Source organism: Algoriphagus iocasae (genome assembly GCF_014206875.1).
Taxonomy (GTDB): domain Bacteria; phylum Bacteroidota; class Bacteroidia; order Cytophagales; family Cyclobacteriaceae; genus Algoriphagus; species Algoriphagus iocasae.
On sequence record NZ_JACIJO010000001.1, the window covers coordinates 225,654 to 249,337 of the forward strand.

Genomic DNA, 23,684 nt, shown 5'->3' on the forward strand with positions numbered 1-23,684 from the left:
AGTTGAACTTTTTTATTTGTTGACATGGAAAATAATTCCTCCATCAAGATTTCTCAACTGGCAGAAGAAGATCGGCCAAGAGAAAAGCTTTTACTAAAAGGCAAGTCTGCACTCTCTGATGCTGAGCTAATTGCAATATTAATTGGATCTGGTACTCCTTCACTAAGTGCAGTGGATTTATCGAGAAATATCCTTTCATCGGTCAATCAAGACTTATTTTCTTTGGCAAGGCTGACTATTCAGGATTTGAAGAAATTTAAGGGAATCGGCGAAGCAAAAGCAATTTCGATCGTGGCAGCGATGGAGCTTGGAAGAAGGAGGAAAGAGGCAGAGCCATTACAAAAACCAAAGATCACTTGCTCTCAGGATATTTATCAGCTGATGAAGCAAGAACTTCAGGACGAACAAATAGAATATTTTTATCTGATTTTATTGAGTCGATCTAATCAGGTCATCAAAAAACATCTTATTTCCCAAGGGGGCACGGCAGGCACAGTTGTGGATACCAAACTGGTCTTTAAAGCAGCTTTGGAACACTTAGCCCAATCCATTATTTTGGTACACAATCATCCCAGTGGGAATCTGAAACCATCCGAACAAGACAAGAGATTGACAGAAAGAATGGTAAAAGTGGGGAGAGAATTGGATTTGCCTGTTTTAGATCATGTGATTTTTACAGATGTTGGCTACTTTAGCTTTGCAGATGAAGGAATGATTTAAATAGATGAAACCAAAACACATTTTAACCTTGCTGGTGGCGATAGTAATCATCGCTGCGGTTGCCTATACCTTAACAAGTACCGATAGCCCCGAGGCATATATTGAAAAGGTGGAGGCAGAACGGGAAAGACAGTTTAAGTTTATCCGATTCAATGCTGAATCCCCTTTGACAGAGTCCCAAAAGCAGTCTTTTACGAAGCTGGAATTTTATCCCATTGACCCAACTTACAAGGTGAAAGCCTTGATGGTGACAATAGAAAATAAAAAAGTGAGGGAGGTTCCTTTGACAGATGGTTCTAAAGAGCGATACATTGAGCATTCCTGGGCTGAGTTTGAGATTCAGGGAAAACCACAGCGCTTGTTGCTGATGCAGTCCATGGATGAATCGGATAAGAGAAATTTCTTTTTGGCTTTTGCAGATGAAACCAGTGGAGTAGAAACCTATGGTGGAGGACGTTACATCAATGCAAGACAAGATGGGAAATCCAGTATCACCTTGGATTTTAATTTGGCTTATAATCCTTATTGTGCTTATAATCCGGATTACGCATGCCCGATTCCACCTCGTGAGAACATCCTGGAAATCCCAATTCCGGCAGGAGAGAAAAATTACGATAAATAGCCTTTTTGCCTACCGCAATTCTCTTAAATTTGTAGCTTATTCTAATCAATTTGGGGTTTTCGAACCCTTTTTGTTTATCAATACGAATCTTAGATTCGAAAGCACTAGCTAATATTCAATGAAAATTTCAATAAACAGACTTAAAAATCATCTCCAATTAACAGAAAGCCCAGAAGAGATTGCAGCATTGCTGACCAGATCTGGACTTGAAGTAGAAGGGATTGAGGAATTTGAGTCGATAAAAGGAGCCCTGGAAGGTGTGGTGATCGGCGAGGTTTTAACCTGTGAAAAACATCCAGATGCTGATAAGCTAAGTTTAACCACAGTGGATGTGGGTTTGGATACTCCTTCGCAGATTGTTTGTGGAGCTCCGAATGTGGCTGCAGGTCAAAAAGTGTTGGTTGCCAAAGTAGGTACCACTATTTATCCGACTTCGGGCGATCCATTAACGCTCAAGAAAGCAAAAATCAGAGGTCAGGTTTCTGAAGGGATGATCTGTGCCGAAGATGAATTGGGTCTTGGTACCAGTCATGCCGGAATCATGGTTCTGAATACAGACCTTCCGAATGGTACACCAGCCTCCCAACTTCTGGAAATCTCCCAAGATCAGGTTTTAGAGATCGGGCTAACTCCCAATAGAGCTGATGCAGCTTCTCATTTGGGTGTTGCAAGGGACTTGAAAGCATTATTGGGAAGAGATATCATTCTACCAGCTGAAGGTGAAATGAAAAAAGAAGCTGATGGCCCTACTATCACTGTAGAGGTGGAAAATGCAGATGATTGTCCTAGATATGCTGGGGTGGTTGTGACTGATTTGAAAGTAGCGCCTTCTCCGCAATGGCTTCAAAATTTTCTCCGATCGCTGGATTTGGAGCCAATTAATAATGTGGTGGATATCACCAATTTTATTTTGCATGACCTGGGGCAGCCTCTTCATGCTTTTGATGCAGATAAAATTTCCGAAGGGAAAATCATTGTTGGGAAACTTCCAAAGGATACAAAATTTGTGACTTTGGATGAAAAAGAGCGTAAGCTTTCTGGTGAGGAACTGATGATCAAAGACCCAAAAGGAGGTTTATGTATCGCAGGTGTTTTCGGAGGAGAAGGTTCTGGTGTTTCTGATGAAACCACGTCGATTTTCCTTGAATCTGCTTATTTCTCTCCGGATATTATTCGTAAAGGAAGTCAGTTTCATGGCTTAAAAACTGATGCTTCTTTCAGATTCGAGCGCGGAACAGACCCTAATATGCCTGTTTATGCCTTGAAGCAAGCAGTGAAATTGCTTCAGGAAATTGCTGGAGGTAAAGTAGCTTCTGATATCGTAGATCTTTATCCAAATCCGATTGAGGATTTCGTGATTGATGTGGAGTATGGTCATGTGAATCGTTTGATTGGGAAGAAAATCGAGCCATCTGAAGTGAAGTCCATTTTGGAAAGCTTGGACATTCAGGTAAAGAATGAAACAGCAGAGGGTTTAACGGCAATTGCCAAACCATATCGTGTGGATGTGACCCGTGAGGCGGACATTATCGAAGAGATTTTAAGAATCCATGGCTTCCATCAGGTTCTTCTTGCCGAAAATTTGAAAACCGATTATCTGGCTGAGCATCCAGTTAAAGATCTTAATAAACTTCAATATCGATTGACTGAGATTCTTTCTGGTCAGGGGTATTTCGAAATGATTACCAATAGTTTGACAAAACCTTCTTATGCAGAAAAATCCGGCTATTTGGATCCAACCAAAAGCGTTGAAATCTATAACAAGCTAAGTGAGGATTTGGGAGTAATGCGTCAGACTTTGTTGTTTACAGGATTGGAAGTTTTGGCGAGAAATATCAATCGTAGGCAGACAGATCTGAAAACTTTTGAATTTGGTACTGTGTATCAAAAGACAGAAGATGGATACAAAGAAGGAAGACGATTGGCGATTTTCCATTCTGGGAATAAATCTTCTGAGAGTTGGATTGAGCCTGCTAGACCATTTGCATTTGCAGATTTATATTCCACAGTAGAAAAGATTTTGGATAAATTAAATATCAATATCGGAGATGTGAGCATGGTGGAAACAGCTCCATTTGCTTATGGTTTGAAATTGATGTTGGGTCAGAAAGAGATTGGGTCTATTGGTTTGGTGGATGACAAGTTGCTCAAGTTGGCAGAAGTGAGACAGGAAGTTTTCTTTGCTGAGTTGGATTGGGACTTGCTTTGCAAGAAAGCCAGTGGATTGAAGAGCTACGAGGAGATCTCAAAATTCCCGGAAGTAAGGAGAGATTTGTCTTTGGTAATTGACAAAACGGTAACCTTTGATCAGGTAAAATCCGTAGGAATTAAATTCGGAGGAAAATTATTACGAAGAATTGGCGTTTTTGATGTGTACCAAGGTGACAAAATCGATGCAGGTAAAAAGGCATATGCATTGAGTTTTCATCTACAGGATCAGGAAAATACCCTGACCGATAAGGTAATTGACAAAACAATGAGTAAATTGATTCAAGCCTTTGAAAAAGAAGTAGGTGCATTGATCCGTACTTAGAAATGATCCACGACGAACTGCAAAAATTAGAAAAGCTGGTACATCAAGCCAGTAAGAAATTACTTCATTTGAGCGAAGAAAATGAGCAATTGAAGGAAAAAATGACTGAAATGACGGCTGAATTAAGTCAAAAGGAGCAGGAAATCGAACATTTTAAAAATAAGATTAAAATTAGTAACATTGTAGACAGCCGACCGGTGAATTCAGGAGATTCCACCGAAATGAGTGAATTAATCAATAATTATATACAAGAAATCGACCATTTAATCACCTACTTATCCGAGTGATATGGAGACACTTGCCATCAAAGTAAAAATAGGGGACAGAGAATATCCCATGCGCGTCAAGATCGAGGATGAAGCCAAGATCAGGCATGCGGGCAAGTTGATTAATGAAAAATTGAGAAGGTATAAAGAGGAGTTTGGGTTAGATGATAATCAGGATTTACTGGCAATGGTAGCTTTTGACTGCATGGTGGAGTCATTGGAAACCAATGAAGTAAATGCAGAAGATAGTGAACATATCCGCAACAGTATTTCCCAACTGAATACCCTACTTTCGAAAGCCTTGTAATTATTTGTTACAACCTTATTTCAGGAATTTTTCAGATTCCCCGCAGGTGAATTATATATAAATAACCTATGGGAGAGATAGTATACATCATCCTTGCCGCCCTGGTTGGGCTTGGCGTTGGAGCCGCGATAGCGGGATTATTGATCAAAAATAAAAACCAAAAACTCGAAGAAGAGACTAAAGAGCGTGTGAAATCCATGCTCAGAGAGGCAGAGATCAATGCCGAATCCATCAAGAAAGACCGTATTCTTGAAGCAAAAGAAAAGTACCTGAAACTCAAATCTGAGTTTGATGAAGAAGTGAGTAATAAGAAAAACATTATCATTTCTAATGAAAATAAAGTCAAGCAAAGAGAGCAGCAGGTTTCAAAAGAACTGGAGCAGCTAAAGAGAAAAGAAGCTGAACTAGACAGTAAAAAAGAGAATTTATCTGCCCAGCTTCATGCCGTTCAGGTGAAAAAAGAAGAGCTGGATCGAGTGACCAATCAGCGAATTGCAGACTTGGAAAAAGTCGCAAATCTTACCCGTGAAGAGGCTAGAGAACAGCTTGTGACTATGCTTACAGAGGAAGCTCAATCCAAAGCATCCTCTCAGATCAAGGATATTCTAGACGAAGCCAAACTGACTGCTACCAAGCAGGCGAAGAAAATTGTTTTGGACACCATCCAGCGTACTGCAACTGAGCATGCGGTAGAAAACTGCGTTTCTGTTTTCAATATCGAAAGTGATGATATCAAAGGAAAAATCATTGGTAGAGAAGGTAGAAATATCAGAGCTCTTGAAGCCGCTACTGGAGTAGAAATCGTAGTGGATGATACTCCTGAAGCAATAATTATTTCAGGTTTTGATCCTGTGAGAAGAGAAATTGCCAAGCTTTCACTTCATAGATTGGTGCAGGATGGTAGAATCCACCCGGCAAGAATTGAAGAGGTTGTTGCGAAGACTGAAAAGAACATTGAAGAAGAGATCGTAGAAATTGGAGAGAGAACTTGTATCGATCTTGGGATTCACGGTCTTCATCCAGAATTGATCCGAATGGTGGGTCGAATGAGATTTAGATCTTCCTATGGACAGAATTTGCTTCAGCACTCCAGAGAAGTAGCGAAGCTTTCAGCAACTATGGCTGCCGAAATGGGCTTAAATGCCAAGATGGCAAAACGTGCCGGCTTACTTCACGATATCGGAAAAGTATGGCCGGAAGAGCAAGAGTTGCCTCACGCAGTATTGGGTATGGAGCTGGCAAAACGTTACAAAGAACATCCTGAAATCTGTAATGCTATTGGAGCTCACCACGATGAGATTGAGATGACTTCGATGATTTCTCCGATTGTACAGGCATCCGATGCCATTTCAGGTGCGAGACCAGGTGCGAGAAGAGAAGTGATGGATAGTTACATCAAGCGTCTGAAAGAATTGGAGGAGTTGGCTTTAAGCTTTGATGGAGTGAATAAATGTTTTGCCATGCAGGCAGGTAGAGAGCTACGTGTGCTAGTAGATGCAGACAATGTAGATGACTCTACAGCCGGAAAACTTTCCTTCGATATTTCTCAGAAAATCGAAAAGGAAATGCAATATCCTGGACAAATCAAGATCACTGTGATCAGAGAAATGAGAGCCGTGAATTACGCTAGATAACTTAAGAATTAATTCTTACTTTAAGGAGGTTGTTTCAAAAGAACTGTTTGTCACATTGAGCACTTGAGAGACGAGAGTCTCGAAATCGAAATGTGGTTTGATTATAAATTTCAAGCCTTCGATATACGCGACTTTTGTCGCTTCAGTGCTCAGGCTGACAAATAACAGTCAAATGAGGCAGCCTCTTTTTTGTGCCTATGTATTTATTCTATTCACTTCTTCATAAGATTTTGGAAAGGATCTTTCAGCGTCATTCTTATCTGAGGAGACCCAAACTCAGTAGTGCAGATAAGGTTTATCTGGAGAATAATTTTCCTTTTTACCAACGGCTGAATCCAAATCACAAAGAGGAGTTTGTGAGTAAGCTGGAGATGGTTTTAAAAGGCAGGACCTTTATAGGCAGGTCCGAAATCAGAGTAATCACTCAAGAGATGAAACTCCTGATAGGAGCCACTATTGTGATGGTGACTTTTGGATTTCGGGAACTGAGGCTTCCACATTTCAGCAAAATATTAATCTATCCAGATACGTATTACAGTACTATTTCCAAACAATATCATCGAGGGGAAGTGAACCCGAGACATGGGATTATAGTACTTTCCTGGAATTGTTTTCTAAGAGGATACGAAAATGAAAGAGATGGTGAGAATTTAGGTATTCATGAAATTGCCCATGCTTTAAAACTAGAAAACATCATCAAGGGAAATGATGAAAGTGATTTTTTTGACTTGTCTACTTACATGGATTATAAAGCTCTAGCTATAGAGGAGGTTGAAAAAATAAAATCAGGCCAAGTCTCATTTTTCAGGTCTGCGGGCGGAATCAACGAACATGAGTTTTTCGCTGTAGCATTGGAAAATTTCTTCGAACGACCACATCAGTTTTTTCAATACAATTCAAAATTGTACGGCACAATTGTGCGCCTATTGAGACAAGATCCGAGGGTTTGGATTAAGAATTAATCAGTGTTTTAGCTTCTTGTGAAACAAGTTCTGGAAGTCCCTCTATTTCACTTAAATCCAATCCCCAATAACTATACTCAGACAAGAGTTTGTTTACAGTTTCTTCAGTTGTAGAAAGCTCCCAAGCTTTTTTGAAGAATTCTAGAATCGCTGGATCATCTTTCAATGGAATGGTTTCTCCATGATATTCACCTTTATAGAAAACAAGAAGAGCAGCTAGGGATTTCACCAAAAGTGGAGGCCAAGTTTTATTTTTCTTATGGTATTCTAATAAGGAGGGAAGTACTCTTACCTTGAATTTTGGAATGGAATTCAAAGCGATGGAGATCAATTCATGATGAATGAAAGGATTGGCAAATCGCTCTAAAACATCGTTTGCAAACTTTTCCAATTCATCTTTTGGCATGTCCAATGTTGGGATAATTTCATTGAAAATCACCTCTCTCATAAATTTTCCGATTACAGGATCTTCCACAGCTTCACGCACAGTTCGGATTCCTGATAGGTATGCATAAGGAACCATAGAGGTATGACCTCCATTAAGGATTCTTACTTTTCTGGTTCTGAATGGCGTCAGGTCTTTGACAAATAACACATCCAGTCCGGCTTTGTCCAGCGGGAACTCTTCCTTCACATGATCCGGAGCTTCTATCGCCCAGAAGTGGAAAGGTTCAGCCATTACCGCCAGTTTATCCTCAAATCCAATACGCTCTTGAATTTCCTGGATGCTGTCTTTCGGAAAACCTGGGACGATCCTATCCACCAATGTATTGCAAAATGTACAAGCACTGTAAAGCCATTCTGTAAATGCATTGGGAAGTTTCCAAAGTGTCGCATATTGGTCAATACAAGCCTTCAGCGTTCCTCCATTGTTTTCTATCAATTCGCAAGGAATGAATACAAATCCTTTGGAAGTATCTCCCTCAAAATGCAGGAATCGTTGATAAAGCAAAGCCGCTAAGATGGCTGGGAATGAATTGGGAACTTTAGTCGGGTCAATATCCGAGGGGTCAAATTGAATTCCTGATTCGGTGGTATTCGAAATCACAAACCTTAAATCCGGGTTTTTGGCGAGTTCCAAGTAAGCTTGATAATCCTCATTTGGATTGCAAATTCCGGAAACGCAGGTGATCAACTTGGCTTCATCCACCCGCTTCCCGTCCTTTAAACCTCTGATCAAAACATGAAACAGACAATCTTGAGCGATCATTTTTGGATCTGCAATAGGGGAGTGCACCTGTACTACTTGGATATTTCCATCAAAAACACCTTTGTCATTGGCTTCATCTACCATGTAGTCAGTAAAGCCCCGTAGGAAATTTCCATTTCCGAATTGAAGGATTTTGATAGGTCTGGGTTTTGCTGAAACAGCAGATCGAGTCAGTGATTTCATGTTGTTAAATGATTAAGCAAATTGGAAAAAATCTTTAGCATTGTGGTAACAGATGTCAGAAACGATTTTACCGAGCCATTCTTCATCAGCGGGTAATTCTCCATTTTCCACATCTTGGCCTATCAAATTGCAAAGTGTTCTTCGGAAGTATTCGTGTCTTGGAAATGAAAGGAAACTTCTGGAATCAGTAAGCATACCCACAAAGCAACTTAGCATCCCCATGTTTGAAAGTACATTGAGTTGCTTTTCCATTCCATCTTTTTGATCTAAAAACCACCAACCTGAACCGAACTGAATTTTGCCTTTAACAGAACCATCATTAAAGTTACCTGCCATGGTTGCAAATACTTCATTGTCCCGAGGGTTGAGGTTGTAAAGGATGGTTTTTGCGAGTTGGTCAGTTTTGTCGAGCTCGTTTAAAAAGCCAGCTAAGGGTGCTGCCTGCTCAAAATCCCCAATGGAATCAAAACCCGTATCCGGTCCCAGGATAGACAGCATTCGCTCATTGGTATTTCGGATAGCCCCTAAGTGAAATTGTTGTGTCCAGCCTTTTGAAGCGTACATTTTACATAGTTCAAGTAGGGTGGCAAATTTGAAATATTCAATTTCCTCGATCTTCAGCTCCTCGCCTTGGTACACTTTATGGAAAAGTGAGGAAATAGAATAAGCCCCATTTTTAAAGAAATAGAGTTTCTCCATTCCATGATCCGAAAGTCGACAACCCATTTGATCAAAGAAATCAATCCGGTTTTGCAAAGCAGATAATAGATCTTCAAAAGATCGAATAGAAATTCCTGATACAGCGCCTAGCTTTTCTAGGTAAGCTTTATAGGTGATTGGATTTTCTACGGCAAATGATTTGTCCGGCCTGAAGGCAGGATACATCTTAACAGGAGCATTTGAATGCTTCATCTGAAGATGGGAATCCAGGTCATCTGTTGGATCATCTGTGGTACAGACGGTTTCTACATTCATTTTATGAAGGAGACCTTGGGTGTTATAATTCCCGCTGGTGAGCAGAGCATTTGTTTCATTGTAAATATCTACTCCATTGGCTCCAGTTAACAGTTCTTCGATCCCAAAATACCTCTGAAGTTCAAGATGAGTCCAATGATAAAGAGGGTTTCTCATGGTGTAGGGAACAGTTTCGGACCATTTTTGAAATTTTAATTCCGGAGTACTGTTTCCAGTAATAAATTTTTCAGGAATTCCCATGGTTCTCATTGCCCTCCATTTGTAGTGGTCTCCTTCCAGCCATGCTTCAGTGATATTATTGAATTGCCTGTTTAATGCGATGTCTTTCGGTGAAAGATGGCAGTGGTAATCAATAATAGGCTGGTGAGAAGCATAAGTATGATATAGAATCTGACTGAATTCACTTTTTAAAAGGAAGTTTTCAGACAAAAATCCCGTGGATTGCAATGGTGATGAATACATGATATTAAAAGACTATTTAGAAGAGTCTCTGATGATTAATTCTGGTTTAAGTATGGTTTTCTTTGCCACAGTGTCGGTGTTTGGGCTGTTTAATAGCTCAAAGAAAGTTTCTGCAGTGATTTTGCCCATTGGAATACTTTTCTGATCCACTGTGGTAATGGCCGGCTCTGTAAAAGATGTGAAGGGTTCATTACCAAAACCTGCAAGTTTCACCTGTTCGGGGATTTTATATCCATGTTCCTTTAATACTTGCATGGCACCCATAATGGCATAATCTGAAGCGGAAAAGACCCCATCAAAAGAGATTTTTTTCTTTAGAATTTCCTCCATTTTTTTCCTTCCATCTTCCAGCTGCATGTTGCTATAAACTATCAGTTCCGGATCAACAGTCAAACCATGGTCTTTCAGGGCGTCTTCGTATCCTCGTTTTCTTTCTTTATAGATGTTTATTCTCTGTGTACTTGTAAAATGAACAATTCTTTTACACCCGTTTTGAATCAAATGATCTACTGTTTGATAAGCACCCAAATAATCATCAATGACCACTTGGCTAACTTCCAATTCATTCGAAATCCTGTCAAATAGAACCAAGGGAATTCCTTTGTTCATAATTTTTTCAAAGTGATCAAAGTTTTCCGTCGCCTTTCCGATCGAAGCAATTATCCCATCCACCCTTGCATTCAATAAAGCCTCCACCGTTTGAACTTCCTTATCAAATTCATCATAAGATTGCGAAATGATGATTTTATAATTTAAGCTATTGGCGATTTCTTCAATTCCTCTGATCACAGACGAGAAGAAATTCCTGTTGGCAGTAGGAACAATCACTCCAATTAATCTACTTTTTCCGCTTCGTAAAGCTGAGGCAATATGGTTTGGCTGATAGTTGAGTTGTTTTGCTATTTTAAGTACCTTTTTCTTAGTGGCTTCAGAAATCCTCGGATTGTCATTTAAAGCTCTTGATACAGTACTTGCGGTTATTTTCAACTTTTCAGCTATGTCATGAATGGTGGCTTTTTGTTTCTTCATTACAGATAGCGGTTTGGGTATATTGTTCCAATTTATGGATTTTAAGGTTTATCATTCTCCATGAGGTTTTCCTATTGTTGCGAGAATTCCTCCGTCTACATAGATAATCTGTCCATTAATGAAATCACTGGCCGAACTAGCCAGAAATACGGCTGTTCCTCCTAGGTCATCAGGATCACCCCATTTCGCAGCTGGGGTTCTGTTGATAATAAAATCATTGAAAGGATGTCCATCGACACGGATTGGAGCTGTTTGCTCAGTGGCAAAATAACCAGGGCCAATTCCATTGACCTGAATATTGAATTTTGCCCATTCTGTGGCGAGATTTCTTGTAAGCATTTTTAATCCACCTTTTGCGGCAGCATAAGCACTTACTGTATTTCTTCCCAACTCACTCATCATAGAACAAATGTTAATGATTTTACCTCCAGTCCCTCTTTCCACCATGGTCTTTGCTACCCGTTGAGAAACGATAAATGGCGAAACTAAATCAATGTCTATGATCTTTCGAAAATCGTTTGGATCCATCTCCAAGGCTGGAGTCCGTTGGATCATCCCGGCATTATTTACCAGAATGTCGATTGCGCCGACTTCGGCCTCAATCTTTGAAATAGCTTGGTTTACCAGACCCGCATCCCTTACATCAAATAAATAAGGGTGGACTGTGATTCCCTCCGCAGTGTACTGCCCAATGGCGGCATCCATCTTTTCAGGTGTGTGTCCGTTGATGACAAGCTGGGCTCCTTGATGTGCCAAGGCTTTTGCCATTGCCATTCCCAAGCCATGGGTTGCTCCAGTGACCAATGCGGTTTTGCCAGTTAGATCAAAGTTCGGCTTCATCTTATTTTAAATCAGAAGGTTTTACAGTGTCCATGTCACCATAATTCATGTTTTCTCCTGCCATTCCCCAAATAAAAGTGTAATTGGAAGTTCCTGCACCACTGTGAATAGACCAAGGAGGGGAAATGATTGCTTGATGATTTTTTACCCAAATATGTCTTGTTTCATTAGGTTGACCCATAAAGTGGGATACCACATTTCCTTCTTTGACATCAAAATAGAAGTAAGCTTCCATTCTTCTATCATGTGTATGTGCTGGCATGGTATTCCAGACCGACCCAGGTTTTAATTCAGTCATGCCCATTTGAAGTTGGCATGTTTTGACCACTGAATTGACCAAAAGCTTATAGATCGTTCTATGGTTTGAATTTTCCAAAGAACCCAATGTTACCACCTCAGCATTCTCTTTGGATACTTTGGTAGTTGGATAAGTCATATGCGCTGGGGCGGAATTAAAATATAAAAAAGTATCACCCGTTTCAGTAGGATGGAATATCACATTAGAAGTTCCCTTTCCTATGTAAAGAGCCTCTTTGGTATCGAGTTCATAAACCGTTCCGTCTGCCTCTATTTTTGTTTTTGCTCCAACATTAATAATTCCTATTTCCCTTCTTTCTAGAAAAGTCTCAGCTTTTAATTGATCGACAGGTTCTAGTTGAAGGGACTTAGATACTGGATGGATTCCTCCTACGATAAGCCTATCTTCCATGGTGTATACACCCGAAATCATGTCTGTTTGAAAAAACTCCTCGATTAAAAATTTATCACGTATCTCTGAGGTGTCATAAGATTTAAAATCCTCCGGATGGGAAGAATATTGGGTTTTTATTACAGTATTCATTTTGGATTTATGTAATCGTTTGCGCAATATACTATTAAAATTGAAATTTATTAACTTATTCTGGAGAGCAATAATTATTTCTTTTAAATCATAATTGAAGTTCAAAAACGATTTAAAATGTTAAAAAACAATATTAAATATCGCTATCAGGTTATTTATTTTTTATTTCAGAAATTATTTTTAATATGCAATCGATTGCTCAAAATTTGAAACAAAACTTTCTAAAAGTTTCTATTGAGTTTAATTTAATCTGCTGATAAATAGTGATTTAATGGACCCAAAAACGACAAACCTTCCTTGGATTAGGTTAGCCCTATTCTGTATTCTAAATGGACTTTTTGCCATTTCAATTTTTTCTTGTGCGCAACAAAAAGAAGAAGATGCAAATTCTTCAGTTACCCATTTATTGAAAATTCAAAACCCTCTTGATCAGGAAAGAGAAGAAGAGCTAATTGTGATTTCTTCTCAAGAAATGAAGAATAAATTTCCAGAGTCAAAAAAGAATCAATTCAGGGTTTATGCCGATGAGGAAGAAATCCCATCCCAATGGAATGAGAATGGAAATGATGTGGGATTGGCTTTTGTATTACCAAAAATAGGGGCCTCCGTAACTATTGAACTTAAAATTGTTTCAGATGAAGAAGGTTTAAAACCAGAATATTCCAAGAGAACCCAGGCTGAACTTTCCCATAAATTTGGTGGAGAGTTTAAAGATAGAGAGTACTTCGGGGGGCATTTTGAAAATGTGAATTCCCTTTCTGTGCCTGCTGAGCATACTGATCATTCTTGGTTTATCCGATATGAGGGGCCTGGATGGGAGTCTGATTTGGTGGGCTATCGTTTTTATTTGGATTGGAGAAATGGGATAGATGTTTTTGGTAAAAAAGTCAAAACTCCCGTGCTTCAGGATGTAGGTCAAGATGGTTTCAATTCATACCATGAGCCTGCAGATTGGGGAATGGATGTTTTGAAGGTAGGGAAGACCTTGGGCTTGGGAAGTATTGCTACTTTTGAAAATGGTGCGGCTCGTAGAGTAGATGTCACAGATAGTCTATTTTCAGAGATCACTAATAATGGACCTATATATTCATCGGTTTTCACTACTTATTTTGGTTGGGATCTTCCTGGTGGCAAAACCGATATTCTTTCTAATATTTCTATCCATGCCGGAACGAGGTTGTCAAGAATGGATTTAAAATCTACAAATGCCATTGAGAACTTTGCAACTGGCCTTATCAAAGATACTAAGGCCGAATTTTTTACCAGTTCGGATGAATTGGAATATGGGTATATAGCAAGCTATGGGCCTCAAAGTTTGGCAGAGGATAATCTTGGAATTGCATTGATTTACCCTACGGCCTTACTTCAGGAAAAGACTTCAGATGATCTTTCACATGTTTTGGTGTTTGATGGCAGTAGCAAAAAACTGAGTTATTATTTCTTGGCTGCTTGGGAACAAGAACCAGGTGGAATTACTTCCAGAGAAGCCTTTCAATCCTATTTGGATAAAATCATTTTAGAAAAATCTAACCCTTTGAAAGTCAGTTTTTAACTTGATTGATTCATGGACTTTTATCGTTCAATAAACCCTTAATGGAACCAATGTTTAACCTATTAAACCTAAACAAAGTAGGTCACATTCTGCTGATCTGCTTTGTTTCTTGTGCTATTAAAACTTCAGAAAAGCCTGCGGAATCTTATGCAGCATGGATGGCGAAATCCGAAATACAACGAAATCCCGAAGGTTGGACGATTGACTTCAATCAAAAGCCAAAATGGGAATATACCCATGGATTAATCATGTCTTCAATGATCGAAGTGTGGAAATCAAGTGGAGATTCTGCTTTTTATAACTATGCCAAAGGATTCGCTGATTTTATGGTGGATAGCGCTGGAACTATTAAAACCTATAAAAAATCAGATTACAATATTGATAGAGTAAACGGAGGTAAGTTTTTGATAGATCTATACCTGGAGTCTGGGGAAGAAAAGTATAAGCTGGCAATAGAGGAATTGAGAGATCAAATGAGAAATCATCCTCGTAACTCAGAAGGAGGCTTTTGGCATAAAAAAGTATATCCTCATCAAATGTGGCTCGATGGAATCTACATGGGTTCACCTTTTTTAGCCAAGTATGCAGCAAACTTCGATGAACCAGCCTTATTTGATGATGTCGCAAATCAAATCTTGTTGATGGACAAGTATGGTTACAGTGAAGAAACGGGACTGTATCACCATGCTTGGGATGAAAGTCATGAGCAAAAATGGGCCGATCCAGAAACTGGACTTTCTACTAATTATTGGGGCAGAAGCATAGGTTGGTTTGCTATGGCATTGGTAGATGTGTTAGACTATCTTCCTGAAAATCATGCAAAAAGAAAAGACATTATCGTGATAGCCCAAAAACTGGCCAAAGGAATCCAACGCTATCAAACGTCAGAAGGTGTATGGTATCAAGTAGTGGATCAAGGAACTCGCGAAGGGAATTACCTAGAATCATCTGCTTCTGGAATGTTTGCCTATTTCCTTCTCAAAGGAGCGGAAAAAGGCTATTTAGATACAGATGATTTGGCGGCTGGCAAGAAAGCCTATGAAGGAATGCTTGCAGAATTTATTAAAGAAGAGCCAGATGGAAGCATCAGCATTACCAATGTTTGTGGAGTGGCAGGACTTGGAGGAAATCCTTATCGAGATGGATCTTTTGAATATTATGTAGGCGAAGAAATACGTGTCAACGATCCAAAGGGTGTTGGCCCATTTATTTTGGCCTCTTTGCAGTACGAACAACTTGCTAAGTAATGAAGAAATCTATTGTCTATTTGTTTATGATTTTCCTGAGCGGACCTGTTTCTGCTCAGGAATTTGCCTTTGTCGTAGCAAAAGATGGTTCTGGAGATTTTCAGACAATCCAAGAGGCTTTTGATGCAGTTCCGGATTTTCGAAAAAATGAAACGAGAATCCTACTCAAGCCAGGTGTTTATAAAGAAAAGTTGGTTCTGGCAGCTTCAAAAACCAATATTTCTCTTATCGGAGAGGATGCTGCAACTACTTTGATGACTTATGACGACTTCGCTCAGAAAAAAAATAAGTTTGGTGAGGAAATGGGTACCACTGGATCAACCAGTTTTTTTGTTTTTGGAGATGGTTTTTATGCCAAAAATATCACGTTTGAGAATTCCTCAGGACCTGTAGGTCAAGCGGTGGCTGTTCGCGTGGATGGAGATAAAGTCATTTTTGAAAAGTGCAGATTTCTAGGGTTTCAGGATACACTTTATCCTCATGGAGATCGAAGCAGGCAATATTATAAGGATTGTTACATAGAAGGAACCGTAGATTTTATTTTCGGTTGGTCCACAGCAGTTTTTGAAAACTGTGAGATTTTTTCCAAAGCACCGAACGGTTATGTCACAGCTGCATCGACTGAAAAAGAGACGGAATTCGGCTTCGTATTTATCAATTGCAAACTTACAGGAGATGCTCCTCAAAACTCAGTCTATTTAGGAAGACCTTGGCGTGATTATGCGCAGACGGTGTTTATCAATACGGAAATGGGGGCTCATATAAAGCCGGAAGGTTGGCATAATTGGAACAAACCCAATGCAGAGCAAACCGCCTTTTATGCAGAATATGGTTCGACAGGTCCTGGTGCAAATGCCTCTCAAAGAGTATCATGGGCTCATCAATTGACTGAAGATGAAGTTGTTAAATACACTGTTGAATCAGTCCTGGCAGGTGAAGATGAGTGGAATCCAAAAAGTAAAATTGAAAAATAGATTTAGTGAAAAAATTAGTTTACAGTTTTTGTGTATTACTCGCTGCTGCAAGTTCCGTTTTTGCGCAGCAAAATGAAGTGTCAAAAGTCTGGGTGGCAGATCAGGGCGATGGTACCTATATCAACCCGATTTTGCATGCTGATTATTCAGACCCGGATGTCGTCCGGGTAGGGGAAGATTTCTACATGACCGCTTCCAGTTTCAATGCTGTGCCGGGTTTGCCGATTCTGCATTCGAAGGATTTGGTGAACTGGGAATTGGTGAATTATGCACTGGAAAGACAGGTCCCGATTGATCATTTTTCAAAGCCTCAGCATGGAAATGGTGTTTGGGCTCCATCCATTCGCTATCACGAAGGAGAATATTATATCTATTGGGGAGATCCTGATTTTGGGATTTACATGGTGAAAACAAAAGATCCACTTGGGAAATGGGAGGAACCTATTTTAGTGGAAGCTGGAAAAGGGTTGATCGATCCATGTCCACTTTGGGATGAGGATGGAAATGCTTATTTATCCCATGCATTTGCAGGAAGTAGGGCTGGGATTAAAAGCGTGTTAGTCGTAAAGCCTATGAACTGGGAAGGAACCAAAACGATTGGTGCTGGCAAAATGGTTTTTGATGGGCATGATGCGCATCCGACAGTGGAGGGCACGAAGTTTTATAAGCGAAATGGGTATTACTATATTTTTGCGCCAGCTGGAGGAGTATCTACAGGTTGGCAGTTGATTTTAAGGTCAAAAAATCCATACGGACCTTATGAAGAGCATATTTCATTAGCACAGGGAAATACGCCCATCAATGGCCCACATCAAGGCGCTTGGATAGATACTAAGTCAGGTGAAGATTGGTTTGTGCATTTTCAGGATGTGGAGGCTTATGGCAGGATTACGCATTTGCAGCCGATGAACTGGAAAAATGACTGGCCTACCATGGGAGATGATCCGGATGGAGATGGGACTGGCCAGCCAGTCTTGACCTATAAAAAGCCTGATGTCAATGCAAAACAGGCAATTGCTACACCTCCAGATACAGATGAATTTGGTGGAAATGACATAGGGCTACAATGGCAATGGCAGGCAAATCCTTTGGCTACTTGTGCTTTTGCCAATCCTGCGGAAAGCAAATTGAGATTGTTTACAGCTCAACTTCCTGAGGATGCTAAAAACTTGTGGGATGCGCCGAATTTGTTGCTTCAAAAATTCCCCGCGGAGGAATTCACTACGACCACTTCGCTAGAATTTTATCCAAATCCAAAATTGAGAAATGAGCAGGTTGGCTTGATCGTGATGGGAATGAGCTATGCGTACTTGGCTTTGGAAAGTACAGAAGAGGGGATTTCTCTGAATTATGTGACTAGTATAGATGCGGAACATGGGAAACCCGAAGTGAAAAAAGAAATAGCCAAGCTGGATACTTACTCAATACAACTGCGTGTAAAAGTTGACAAAGGTGGGATTTGCACTTTTGCTTACTCTATCGATGGAAAGAAATTTGAAGATATAAAGGAAACTTTTACTGCTGTACCTGGAAAATGGATCGGAGCAAAAGTTGGTCTTTTTGCCATTAGAAATACCAAAACCAATGATAGCGGATTTGCCGATGTGGATTGGTTTAGATTTTCGAAATAGGAAGCGAGGAAGTGTGAAGTAAGGAAGTAGGAAGTTAGAAGTACGAAATGAGAAATACGAAGTGATTTACGATTTACGAGTTTTTTTGGACCTCAGAGGTTGATTTCAGGTTCAGATATTTTAGAGAGAAGAAATTCCAAAAAAGAAGTAAGAATTTGAAAAAAGGAAAGAAAATTAAAAATAAGAATACCCAAAATATGAGACTAAATAATATGAATACGGTTTTTGCTTTGCTTCTGGCATTGCTTTGCATTCCGGCTTTTGCCCAGCAAACTATTGAAACCATTTATGACGGGGTGGAATTTGATATGCCAAAAGTGAAGGAAGTTAGCTTTCCTGATTTTGAAAAAAACATCATAGAATATGGAGCAGTTGGTGACGGCTTGACCAAAAATTCTGATGCATTTAAATCTGCGATAGAAGCTGTCAATAAAGCAGGTGGGGGAAAGGTTTTGGTGCCGAGAGGTGTCTGGTATACTGGTCCCATCACTCTTTTGAGCAATGTAAATCTTCATTTGGAAGATGGTGCCCTAATCATTTTCAGTAAGGATAAGGACGATTATCCTTTGGTAGAAACCAGTTTTGAAGGCTTAAATACGGTACGTTGCCTTTCTCCAATCAATGCCTATCAAGTAGAAAATATTGCGATTACCGGTAAGGGTACGATCGATGGGAGTGGAGAGGTTTGGAGAGCTGTGAAGAAAGGGAAAATGACCGAATCCCAATGGAAAGATTTGGTGAAAAGCGGTGGAATTGTCGAAGGCTCAAACTGGTATCCTTCACAATCCTATCTAGACGGATATAAGGCTAGTTCCAGCTTTAACGTACCTGATATTACCGATCGTGATGAATTGCAAAAAATGAAGGATTTCCTTCGTCCAGTGATGGTAAGTATCCGGGAAAGTAAGGTGGTGTTATTGGACGGGCCGACTTTCCAAAACTCTCCAGCCTGGAATATTCATCCGCTGATGAGTGAAGACCTCATCATCAGAAATCTGAATGTGAGGAATCCTTGGTATTCCCAAAATGGGGATGGCTTGGATCTCGAATCCTGCAAGAATGTTTTGATTTATAATAACACGTTTGACGTGGGTGACGATGCGATCTGCATCAAATCCGGAAAAGATAAAGACGGCCGGGATAGAGCAATTCCTACCGAAAATGTGATCATCAAAAACAACATCGTCTACCATGGTCATGGTGGAGTGACTGTTGGAAGTGAGATGTCCAGTGGTGTGAAAAACATCCATGTTTCTGCCTGTACTTTCATCGGCACTGATATAGGATTGCGATTCAAAAGTACACGAGGTCGCGGAGGAGTAGTGGAGAATATCTGGATTTCTGATATCGATATGGTGGGCATACCTACAGAGGCTATTGGATTCAATATGTTTTACACAGGAAATAGTCCTGTGATCGAAGAAGATCAAAGCGCAGAAGATGAAGCAAGACAGGAAAATTTAGTGCCTGTAACAGAGGAAACCCCGGTTTTCAGAAATATCAGCATGAAGAATATTACGGTGACAGATTCTGAAATTGCGGCTTTTTTTATGGGATTGCCAGAGATGAAACTGGAAAATGTCAGATTAGAAAATGCTGTCTTACAAGCTAAAAAAGGAATCACCGCGATAGATGCTGAAGGGCTTGAACTGATCAATGTTCAAGTTTTGGGGACAGATGAGGTTCCATTGACAATCTACAATAGCCAGGGTGTAAAAGTGAGCGGATTTAAATTTGAAGAGAATGGGAAAGCAGCTGTTCGAGTGTTGGGGAATTCTGATAATGTAGAATTTGATCAAGCAGATTTTAAGAATTCAGATCAAATTTTGAAGGGAAATGGTGTTTCAGAATCTGCCATAAAAATTAAATAAAATGAGGACTTTGATCATATTACTTTCCACCATTTCTTTATTTTTCTCAACTTTTTTTGGAGGGAAAAGTGAGGAAGAGATCACCTTTTTTCTTGTTGGAGATTCAACCATGGCAGATAAACCTTATGGAGTAAGCAATCCTGAAAAAGGTTGGGGACAGGTTTTTCCATTGTATTTCAAAGAAGGAATCCGCTTCGAAAATCATGCGATGAATGGAAGAAGTACCAAAAGTTTCCGTGCCGAAGGTCGATGGGATGTGGTGATGGACCGATTGAAAGAGGGCGATTATGTCATTGTAGAGTTTGGGCACAATGATCAGAAAATCAATTCAGCCGATCGTTATGCTTTTGCCGACTCTACTTACAGAGATAATTTGATTCGATTTGTTAATGAGGTGAGAGAAAAGGGAGGGAAAGCAGTATTGGCGACTCCTATTTCCAGAAGAAGTTTTGATGAGAACGGGGTTTTGACGGATACACATGGCAGGTATTCTGAGGTAGTAAGAGAGGTTGCGGCTGAAATGGAGGTTCCACTTTTTGATCTTCATAAAAAGACTGTGGAGCTTTTGGAACAATGGGGAGTGGAGAAATCCAAGGAGCTTTTTCTTCATTTCAAACCAGGAGAATATGAAAAATTCCCCAAAGGAGTGGAGGATAATACGCATTTATCCCCAACAGGAGCTTTCAAAGTAAGTGACTTGGCGATCAAGGAACTGAAAAGGGAATTACCTGAATTGATGAAATTTCTTAAGGATTAAAATAAGCCGACAGTCCACCGTCCACGGACAACGGTTCCCCGCAGTGGACTGTTGATCGTCGTCTGTGGACCAACCAAAAAAAAACATGAAAAAATATTTAGCAATATTTCTTGCGATCTTTGTTACCTCAGCGTTCGCCCCAAAAGAAAAGATCCAAAAAATCTACTTGATTGGAGACTCCACTATGGCAGATTATTCCAACTATGGAGGAGATGAAGATTATATGAAAGACCGATATCCAGTAACCGGCTGGGGGCAGGTTTTTCAGCCTTTTATGAACAAAGAAAACCTCAAATCTTTGCAGGGTTTAGTGAAAGCAGATTCTATTATTGTGGATGATAGAGCTCGTGGAGGGAGAAGTACCCGAACTTTCTTCGAAGAAGGGAGATGGTCGGCTGTTTATAAAGAATTAAAGGCAGGTGATCTTGTGATCATGCAGTTTGGGCACAATGATGCTGCGAAAGATAAGACTGAACGTTATGTGACTGTTGAGGGGTACAAAGAGTATATCCGGCTTTTTGTGAATCAATCGAGAGAGAAAGGAGCTACTCCAATTGTTCTCACACCGGTTGCTAGAAACTACCCTTGGAAGGATGGTCATTTACAAAATGTGCACGGAGAATATGATGCTGCGGCAAAAGAAGTTGCAGCTGAGTTGGGTGCATTAATGATTGACTTGAACCAGCGTTCTATGGATTTTTTCTCTGAAAAAGGTCAGGAATTTGTGACCAAAAATTACTTTATGAATTTCGGTCCTGGACTATATGAAGCCTATCCTGATGGACAAAAAGACAATACGCATTTCCAGCCGGAAGGCGCGAAAGCCGTGGCAGCTTTGGTGCAGGAAGGGATGAGGGAATTGGCAGGAAGTATCAAGTAGCAATTATCTAGATTCAAGATTATAGAGCCAAGAATCAAGTATCAAGAACAAAGAGCCTAGATTAAATCAGATAATATGAAGTACTTTATGAAATCAGCATTTTTTTATCTGGTGTTTTTGCTCTTGATAATTAGCAATTCATTTTCTCAGGTGACTTCGGGAGAGATTAAACCTCTTGATTCTGAAAAGCTGAAGGGTAAAATTGAGCATGATATTGTCGTAGCGCAGGATGGTTCTGGGCATTTCAAAACCATTGGAGAGGCCTTGGATGCGATTCGGGTTTATTTGCCAAAACCTATTACCGTCTATATCAAGCCTGGCATTTATAAAGAGAAGTTGGTCATTCTTGGGCCGGTGACGAATGTGACGTTTGAAGGAGAAAGTCCAGAAAACACGATCATTACCTTTGATGATTATGCGGCGAAGGATAATATGGGGACTTTTGAGACTTACACACTGAAAGTTTTGGGGAATTCCCTGACTTTTAAAAACCTGACCATTGAAAATACAGCTGGAAATGTAGGACAGGCCGTAGCATTACATGCAGAAGGAGATCGACTGGTATTCGAAAATTGCCGCTTTCTTGGTAACCAAGATACCATGTTTGCCTCCGGCGAAAACTCCCGTCAACTCTATAGAAATTGCTATATAGAGGGTACCACGGATTTTATTTTTGGCTCTGCTACAGCGGTTTTTGAAAACTGTGTGATCCACTCCAAAGCGGATTCTTACATCACAGCTGCTTCCACTCCGGAATGGGTAGAATATGGATATGTGTTCAAGGATTGCAAACTCACTTCAGCTCCTGAAGTAACAAAAGTTTATCTGGGAAGACCTTGGCGGGATTTTGCCATAACGGTTTTTATCAATACGGAGATGGGAGCTCATATTGTTCCAGAAGGCTGGCATAATTGGGGACGCGAAAAGGCAGAGCAAACTGTTTTTTATGCTGAATATGGGAGTTTTGGTGCTGGAGCCAATTCGAAGGAAAGAGTGGTATGGTCGCATCAACTGACAGAAAACCAAGCAAAGAAATTCCATGTATATGAGGTCTTTGCCGGGAAAACAAAGGATTCAGATTTTTATGGAAACCGATGGTTTGGTTTTGAAAAAGATGGCTCTTTCAACCTCCAAGATGCCTGGAAAAAGGATGTAAAGAATTTTCCTCAGATTACCCCGGTAGAAATACAGTCCAGCGAATCGGTGACTGAAAGTAGAGGACATATTTATAAAAAACTCGGTGGAAGGGAACTGAAATTGGATGTTTTCTCACCGACCCAGGCAGAATCCCTACGCCCAGTGATTGTGATGGTTCATGGTGGCGGATGGAAGTCAGGAGATAAGGAACTTCAAATTCCCATGGCAATTGCTTTGGCAGAAAGAGGCTACGTGACCGCTGTGGTAGAATATAGACTTTCGCCGGAGGCGCAATATCCTGCAGGGATTCATGATGTAAAAGAAGCGATTCGTTGGCTTAAAGTGCATGCAAATGAGTTTGGAATTGATTCTTCTCAAATGGCTATTTCCGGTAGTTCTGCTGGAGGACAAATCGCGGCTTTGGTAGGTATGACCAATACAGAGGAGTATGAAGGAACTTCGGAATTAGATGCAAGTTCGGAAGTGCAAGCAATCGTGGATATGGATGGAGTTTTGGCATTTCATCATCCCGAATCTGCAGAAGGACAAGTGGCTTCAGAATGGCTTGGAGGAACTTACGAGCAAAAACCCGAAGTATGGGATGCAGCCTCTCCATTGTATCTCCAGAACCCTATCTATAAACCTATCCTTTTTATACAGAGTCAGTATCCTCGTTTTCATGCAGGGCGAGATGAATTAATAGACAAACTCAATGCAAAAGGAATTTATTCAGAAGTGCACACTTTTCCGGATACTCCCCATCCCTTTTGGTTGTACAATCCTTGGTTTGAGCCAACCATAGAAAAAATGATTCAATTTTTTGATCGAGTCTTTGATAAATAATTTTTCAATAAATGTGTAATCGTTTGCGCACGTAATCGATTACGCAAAATCATTTTTTGGTCTTGATTTTCAATATTTAGCAAAATTTTCAAAAAGGAAAAAGCCTATTTTGGCAAATAGATTCTGTTTTTTGTAAATAAAACAAAGAACTCTTGAGAATAAGTATTTTATTTTTTATCATGCAATCGATTGCTCAAATTTAGCAATC

At 40.0% G+C, this 23,684-nt stretch carries 20 protein-coding genes; 15 read left to right on the forward strand and 5 right to left on the reverse strand.

Features of this window, described 5'->3' with window-relative positions:
* The first annotated feature begins 24 nt into the window (after positions 1-24).
* The 7 genes from radC (at position 25) to FHS59_RS01035 (ending at position 7,044) form a co-directional block, all read left to right on the forward strand.
* Positions 25-720 carry a RadC family protein gene (gene radC / locus FHS59_RS01005; protein WP_184492552.1) on the forward strand — a complete coding sequence of 232 codons (696 nt, stop codon included), beginning with the start codon at positions 25-27 and terminating at the stop codon, positions 718-720.
* A 4-nt stretch (positions 721-724) separates the two neighbouring features.
* Positions 725-1,342, forward strand: coding sequence for a DUF1684 domain-containing protein (locus FHS59_RS01010; protein ID WP_184492553.1), 618 nt, complete (start codon positions 725-727; stop codon positions 1,340-1,342).
* Positions 1,343-1,460: 118 nt separating this feature from the next.
* Positions 1,461-3,875 carry a phenylalanine--tRNA ligase subunit beta gene (gene pheT / locus FHS59_RS01015; protein ID WP_184492554.1) on the forward strand — a complete coding sequence of 805 codons (2,415 nt, stop codon included), beginning with the start codon at positions 1,461-1,463 and terminating at the stop codon, positions 3,873-3,875.
* Between the two features lie 2 nt (positions 3,876-3,877).
* Positions 3,878-4,162, forward strand: a complete 285-nt coding sequence (locus tag FHS59_RS01020; RefSeq protein ID WP_184492555.1) for a hypothetical protein — start codon at positions 3,878-3,880, stop codon at positions 4,160-4,162.
* 1 nt (position 4,163) lies between these two features.
* Complete coding sequence (locus tag FHS59_RS01025; RefSeq protein ID WP_184492556.1) at positions 4,164-4,448, forward strand: cell division protein ZapA; 285 nt, start codon at positions 4,164-4,166, stop codon at positions 4,446-4,448.
* Positions 4,449-4,516: 68 nt separating this feature from the next.
* Positions 4,517-6,082, forward strand: a complete 1,566-nt coding sequence (rny, locus tag FHS59_RS01030) for a ribonuclease Y (protein WP_184492557.1) — start codon at positions 4,517-4,519, stop codon at positions 6,080-6,082.
* A gap of 197 nt (positions 6,083-6,279) precedes the next feature.
* Positions 6,280-7,044 (forward strand): zinc-dependent peptidase, encoded by a 765-nt coding sequence (locus tag FHS59_RS01035; protein WP_184492558.1) that lies wholly within the window; start codon positions 6,280-6,282, stop codon positions 7,042-7,044.
* Here the strand turns inward: FHS59_RS01035 and FHS59_RS01040 are convergent.
* The 5 genes from FHS59_RS01040 to kduI are packed head-to-tail and all read right to left on the reverse strand — an operon-like array spanning position 7,034 to position 12,584.
* Positions 7,034-8,437 (reverse strand): tagaturonate reductase, encoded by a 1,404-nt coding sequence (locus FHS59_RS01040; RefSeq protein ID WP_184492559.1) that lies wholly within the window; start codon positions 8,435-8,437, stop codon positions 7,034-7,036. The two genes, FHS59_RS01035 and FHS59_RS01040, sit on opposite strands and share 11 nt — an antisense overlap.
* 12 nt (positions 8,438-8,449) lie before the next feature.
* Entirely contained in the window at positions 8,450-9,874 is a 1,425-nt protein-coding gene (uxaC, locus tag FHS59_RS01045; RefSeq protein WP_184492560.1) for a glucuronate isomerase, read from the reverse strand.
* 12 nt (positions 9,875-9,886) lie between these two features.
* Complete coding sequence (locus tag FHS59_RS01050; protein ID WP_184492561.1) at positions 9,887-10,903, reverse strand: LacI family DNA-binding transcriptional regulator; 1,017 nt, start codon at positions 10,901-10,903, stop codon at positions 9,887-9,889.
* A gap of 51 nt (positions 10,904-10,954) precedes the next feature.
* Positions 10,955-11,743 carry a gluconate 5-dehydrogenase gene (locus FHS59_RS01055; RefSeq protein WP_184492562.1) on the reverse strand — a complete coding sequence of 263 codons (789 nt, stop codon included), beginning with the start codon at positions 11,741-11,743 and terminating at the stop codon, positions 10,955-10,957.
* 1 nt (position 11,744) lies between these two features.
* Positions 11,745-12,584 (reverse strand): 5-dehydro-4-deoxy-D-glucuronate isomerase, encoded by an 840-nt coding sequence (kduI, locus tag FHS59_RS01060; protein WP_184492563.1) that lies wholly within the window; start codon positions 12,582-12,584, stop codon positions 11,745-11,747.
* A gap of 271 nt (positions 12,585-12,855) precedes the next feature.
* Between kduI and FHS59_RS01065 the strand changes: the two genes are divergently transcribed.
* From FHS59_RS01065 to FHS59_RS01100, 8 genes are all read left to right on the forward strand, one after another.
* The gene (locus FHS59_RS01065) at positions 12,856-14,136 is read left to right on the forward strand and encodes a DUF4861 domain-containing protein (protein ID WP_184492564.1); all 1,281 of its coding nucleotides are present in this window, start codon (positions 12,856-12,858) and stop codon (positions 14,134-14,136) included.
* 50 nt (positions 14,137-14,186) lie between these two features.
* Positions 14,187-15,383, forward strand: coding sequence for a glycoside hydrolase family 88/105 protein (locus tag FHS59_RS01070; protein ID WP_246388249.1), 1,197 nt, complete (start codon positions 14,187-14,189; stop codon positions 15,381-15,383).
* On the forward strand, positions 15,383-16,357 hold the full coding sequence (locus FHS59_RS01075; RefSeq protein ID WP_184492565.1) for a pectinesterase family protein: 975 nt from the start codon (positions 15,383-15,385) through the stop codon (positions 16,355-16,357). The genes FHS59_RS01070 and FHS59_RS01075 overlap by 1 nt, the downstream gene beginning before the upstream one ends.
* A complete protein-coding gene (locus tag FHS59_RS01080) occupies positions 16,354-17,988 on the forward strand; it encodes a glycoside hydrolase family 43 protein (protein ID WP_394353569.1) in 1,635 nt (544 codons plus the stop codon). Before FHS59_RS01075 ends, FHS59_RS01080 begins: the two co-directional genes overlap by 4 nt.
* A 197-nt stretch (positions 17,989-18,185) precedes the next feature.
* The gene (locus tag FHS59_RS01085; protein ID WP_184492567.1) at positions 18,186-19,859 is read left to right on the forward strand and encodes a glycoside hydrolase family 28 protein; all 1,674 of its coding nucleotides are present in this window, start codon (positions 18,186-18,188) and stop codon (positions 19,857-19,859) included.
* Position 19,860: 1 nt separating this feature from the next.
* Positions 19,861-20,616, forward strand: a complete 756-nt coding sequence (locus tag FHS59_RS01090) for a rhamnogalacturonan acetylesterase (RefSeq protein ID WP_184492568.1) — start codon at positions 19,861-19,863, stop codon at positions 20,614-20,616.
* Positions 20,617-20,701: 85 nt separating this feature from the next.
* Positions 20,702-21,496, forward strand: a complete 795-nt coding sequence (locus tag FHS59_RS01095; protein ID WP_184492569.1) for a rhamnogalacturonan acetylesterase — start codon at positions 20,702-20,704, stop codon at positions 21,494-21,496.
* 87 nt (positions 21,497-21,583) lie between these two features.
* Positions 21,584-23,476 (forward strand): pectinesterase family protein, encoded by a 1,893-nt coding sequence (locus FHS59_RS01100; RefSeq protein WP_184492570.1) that lies wholly within the window; start codon positions 21,584-21,586, stop codon positions 23,474-23,476.
* Positions 23,477-23,684 lie beyond the last annotated feature (208 nt).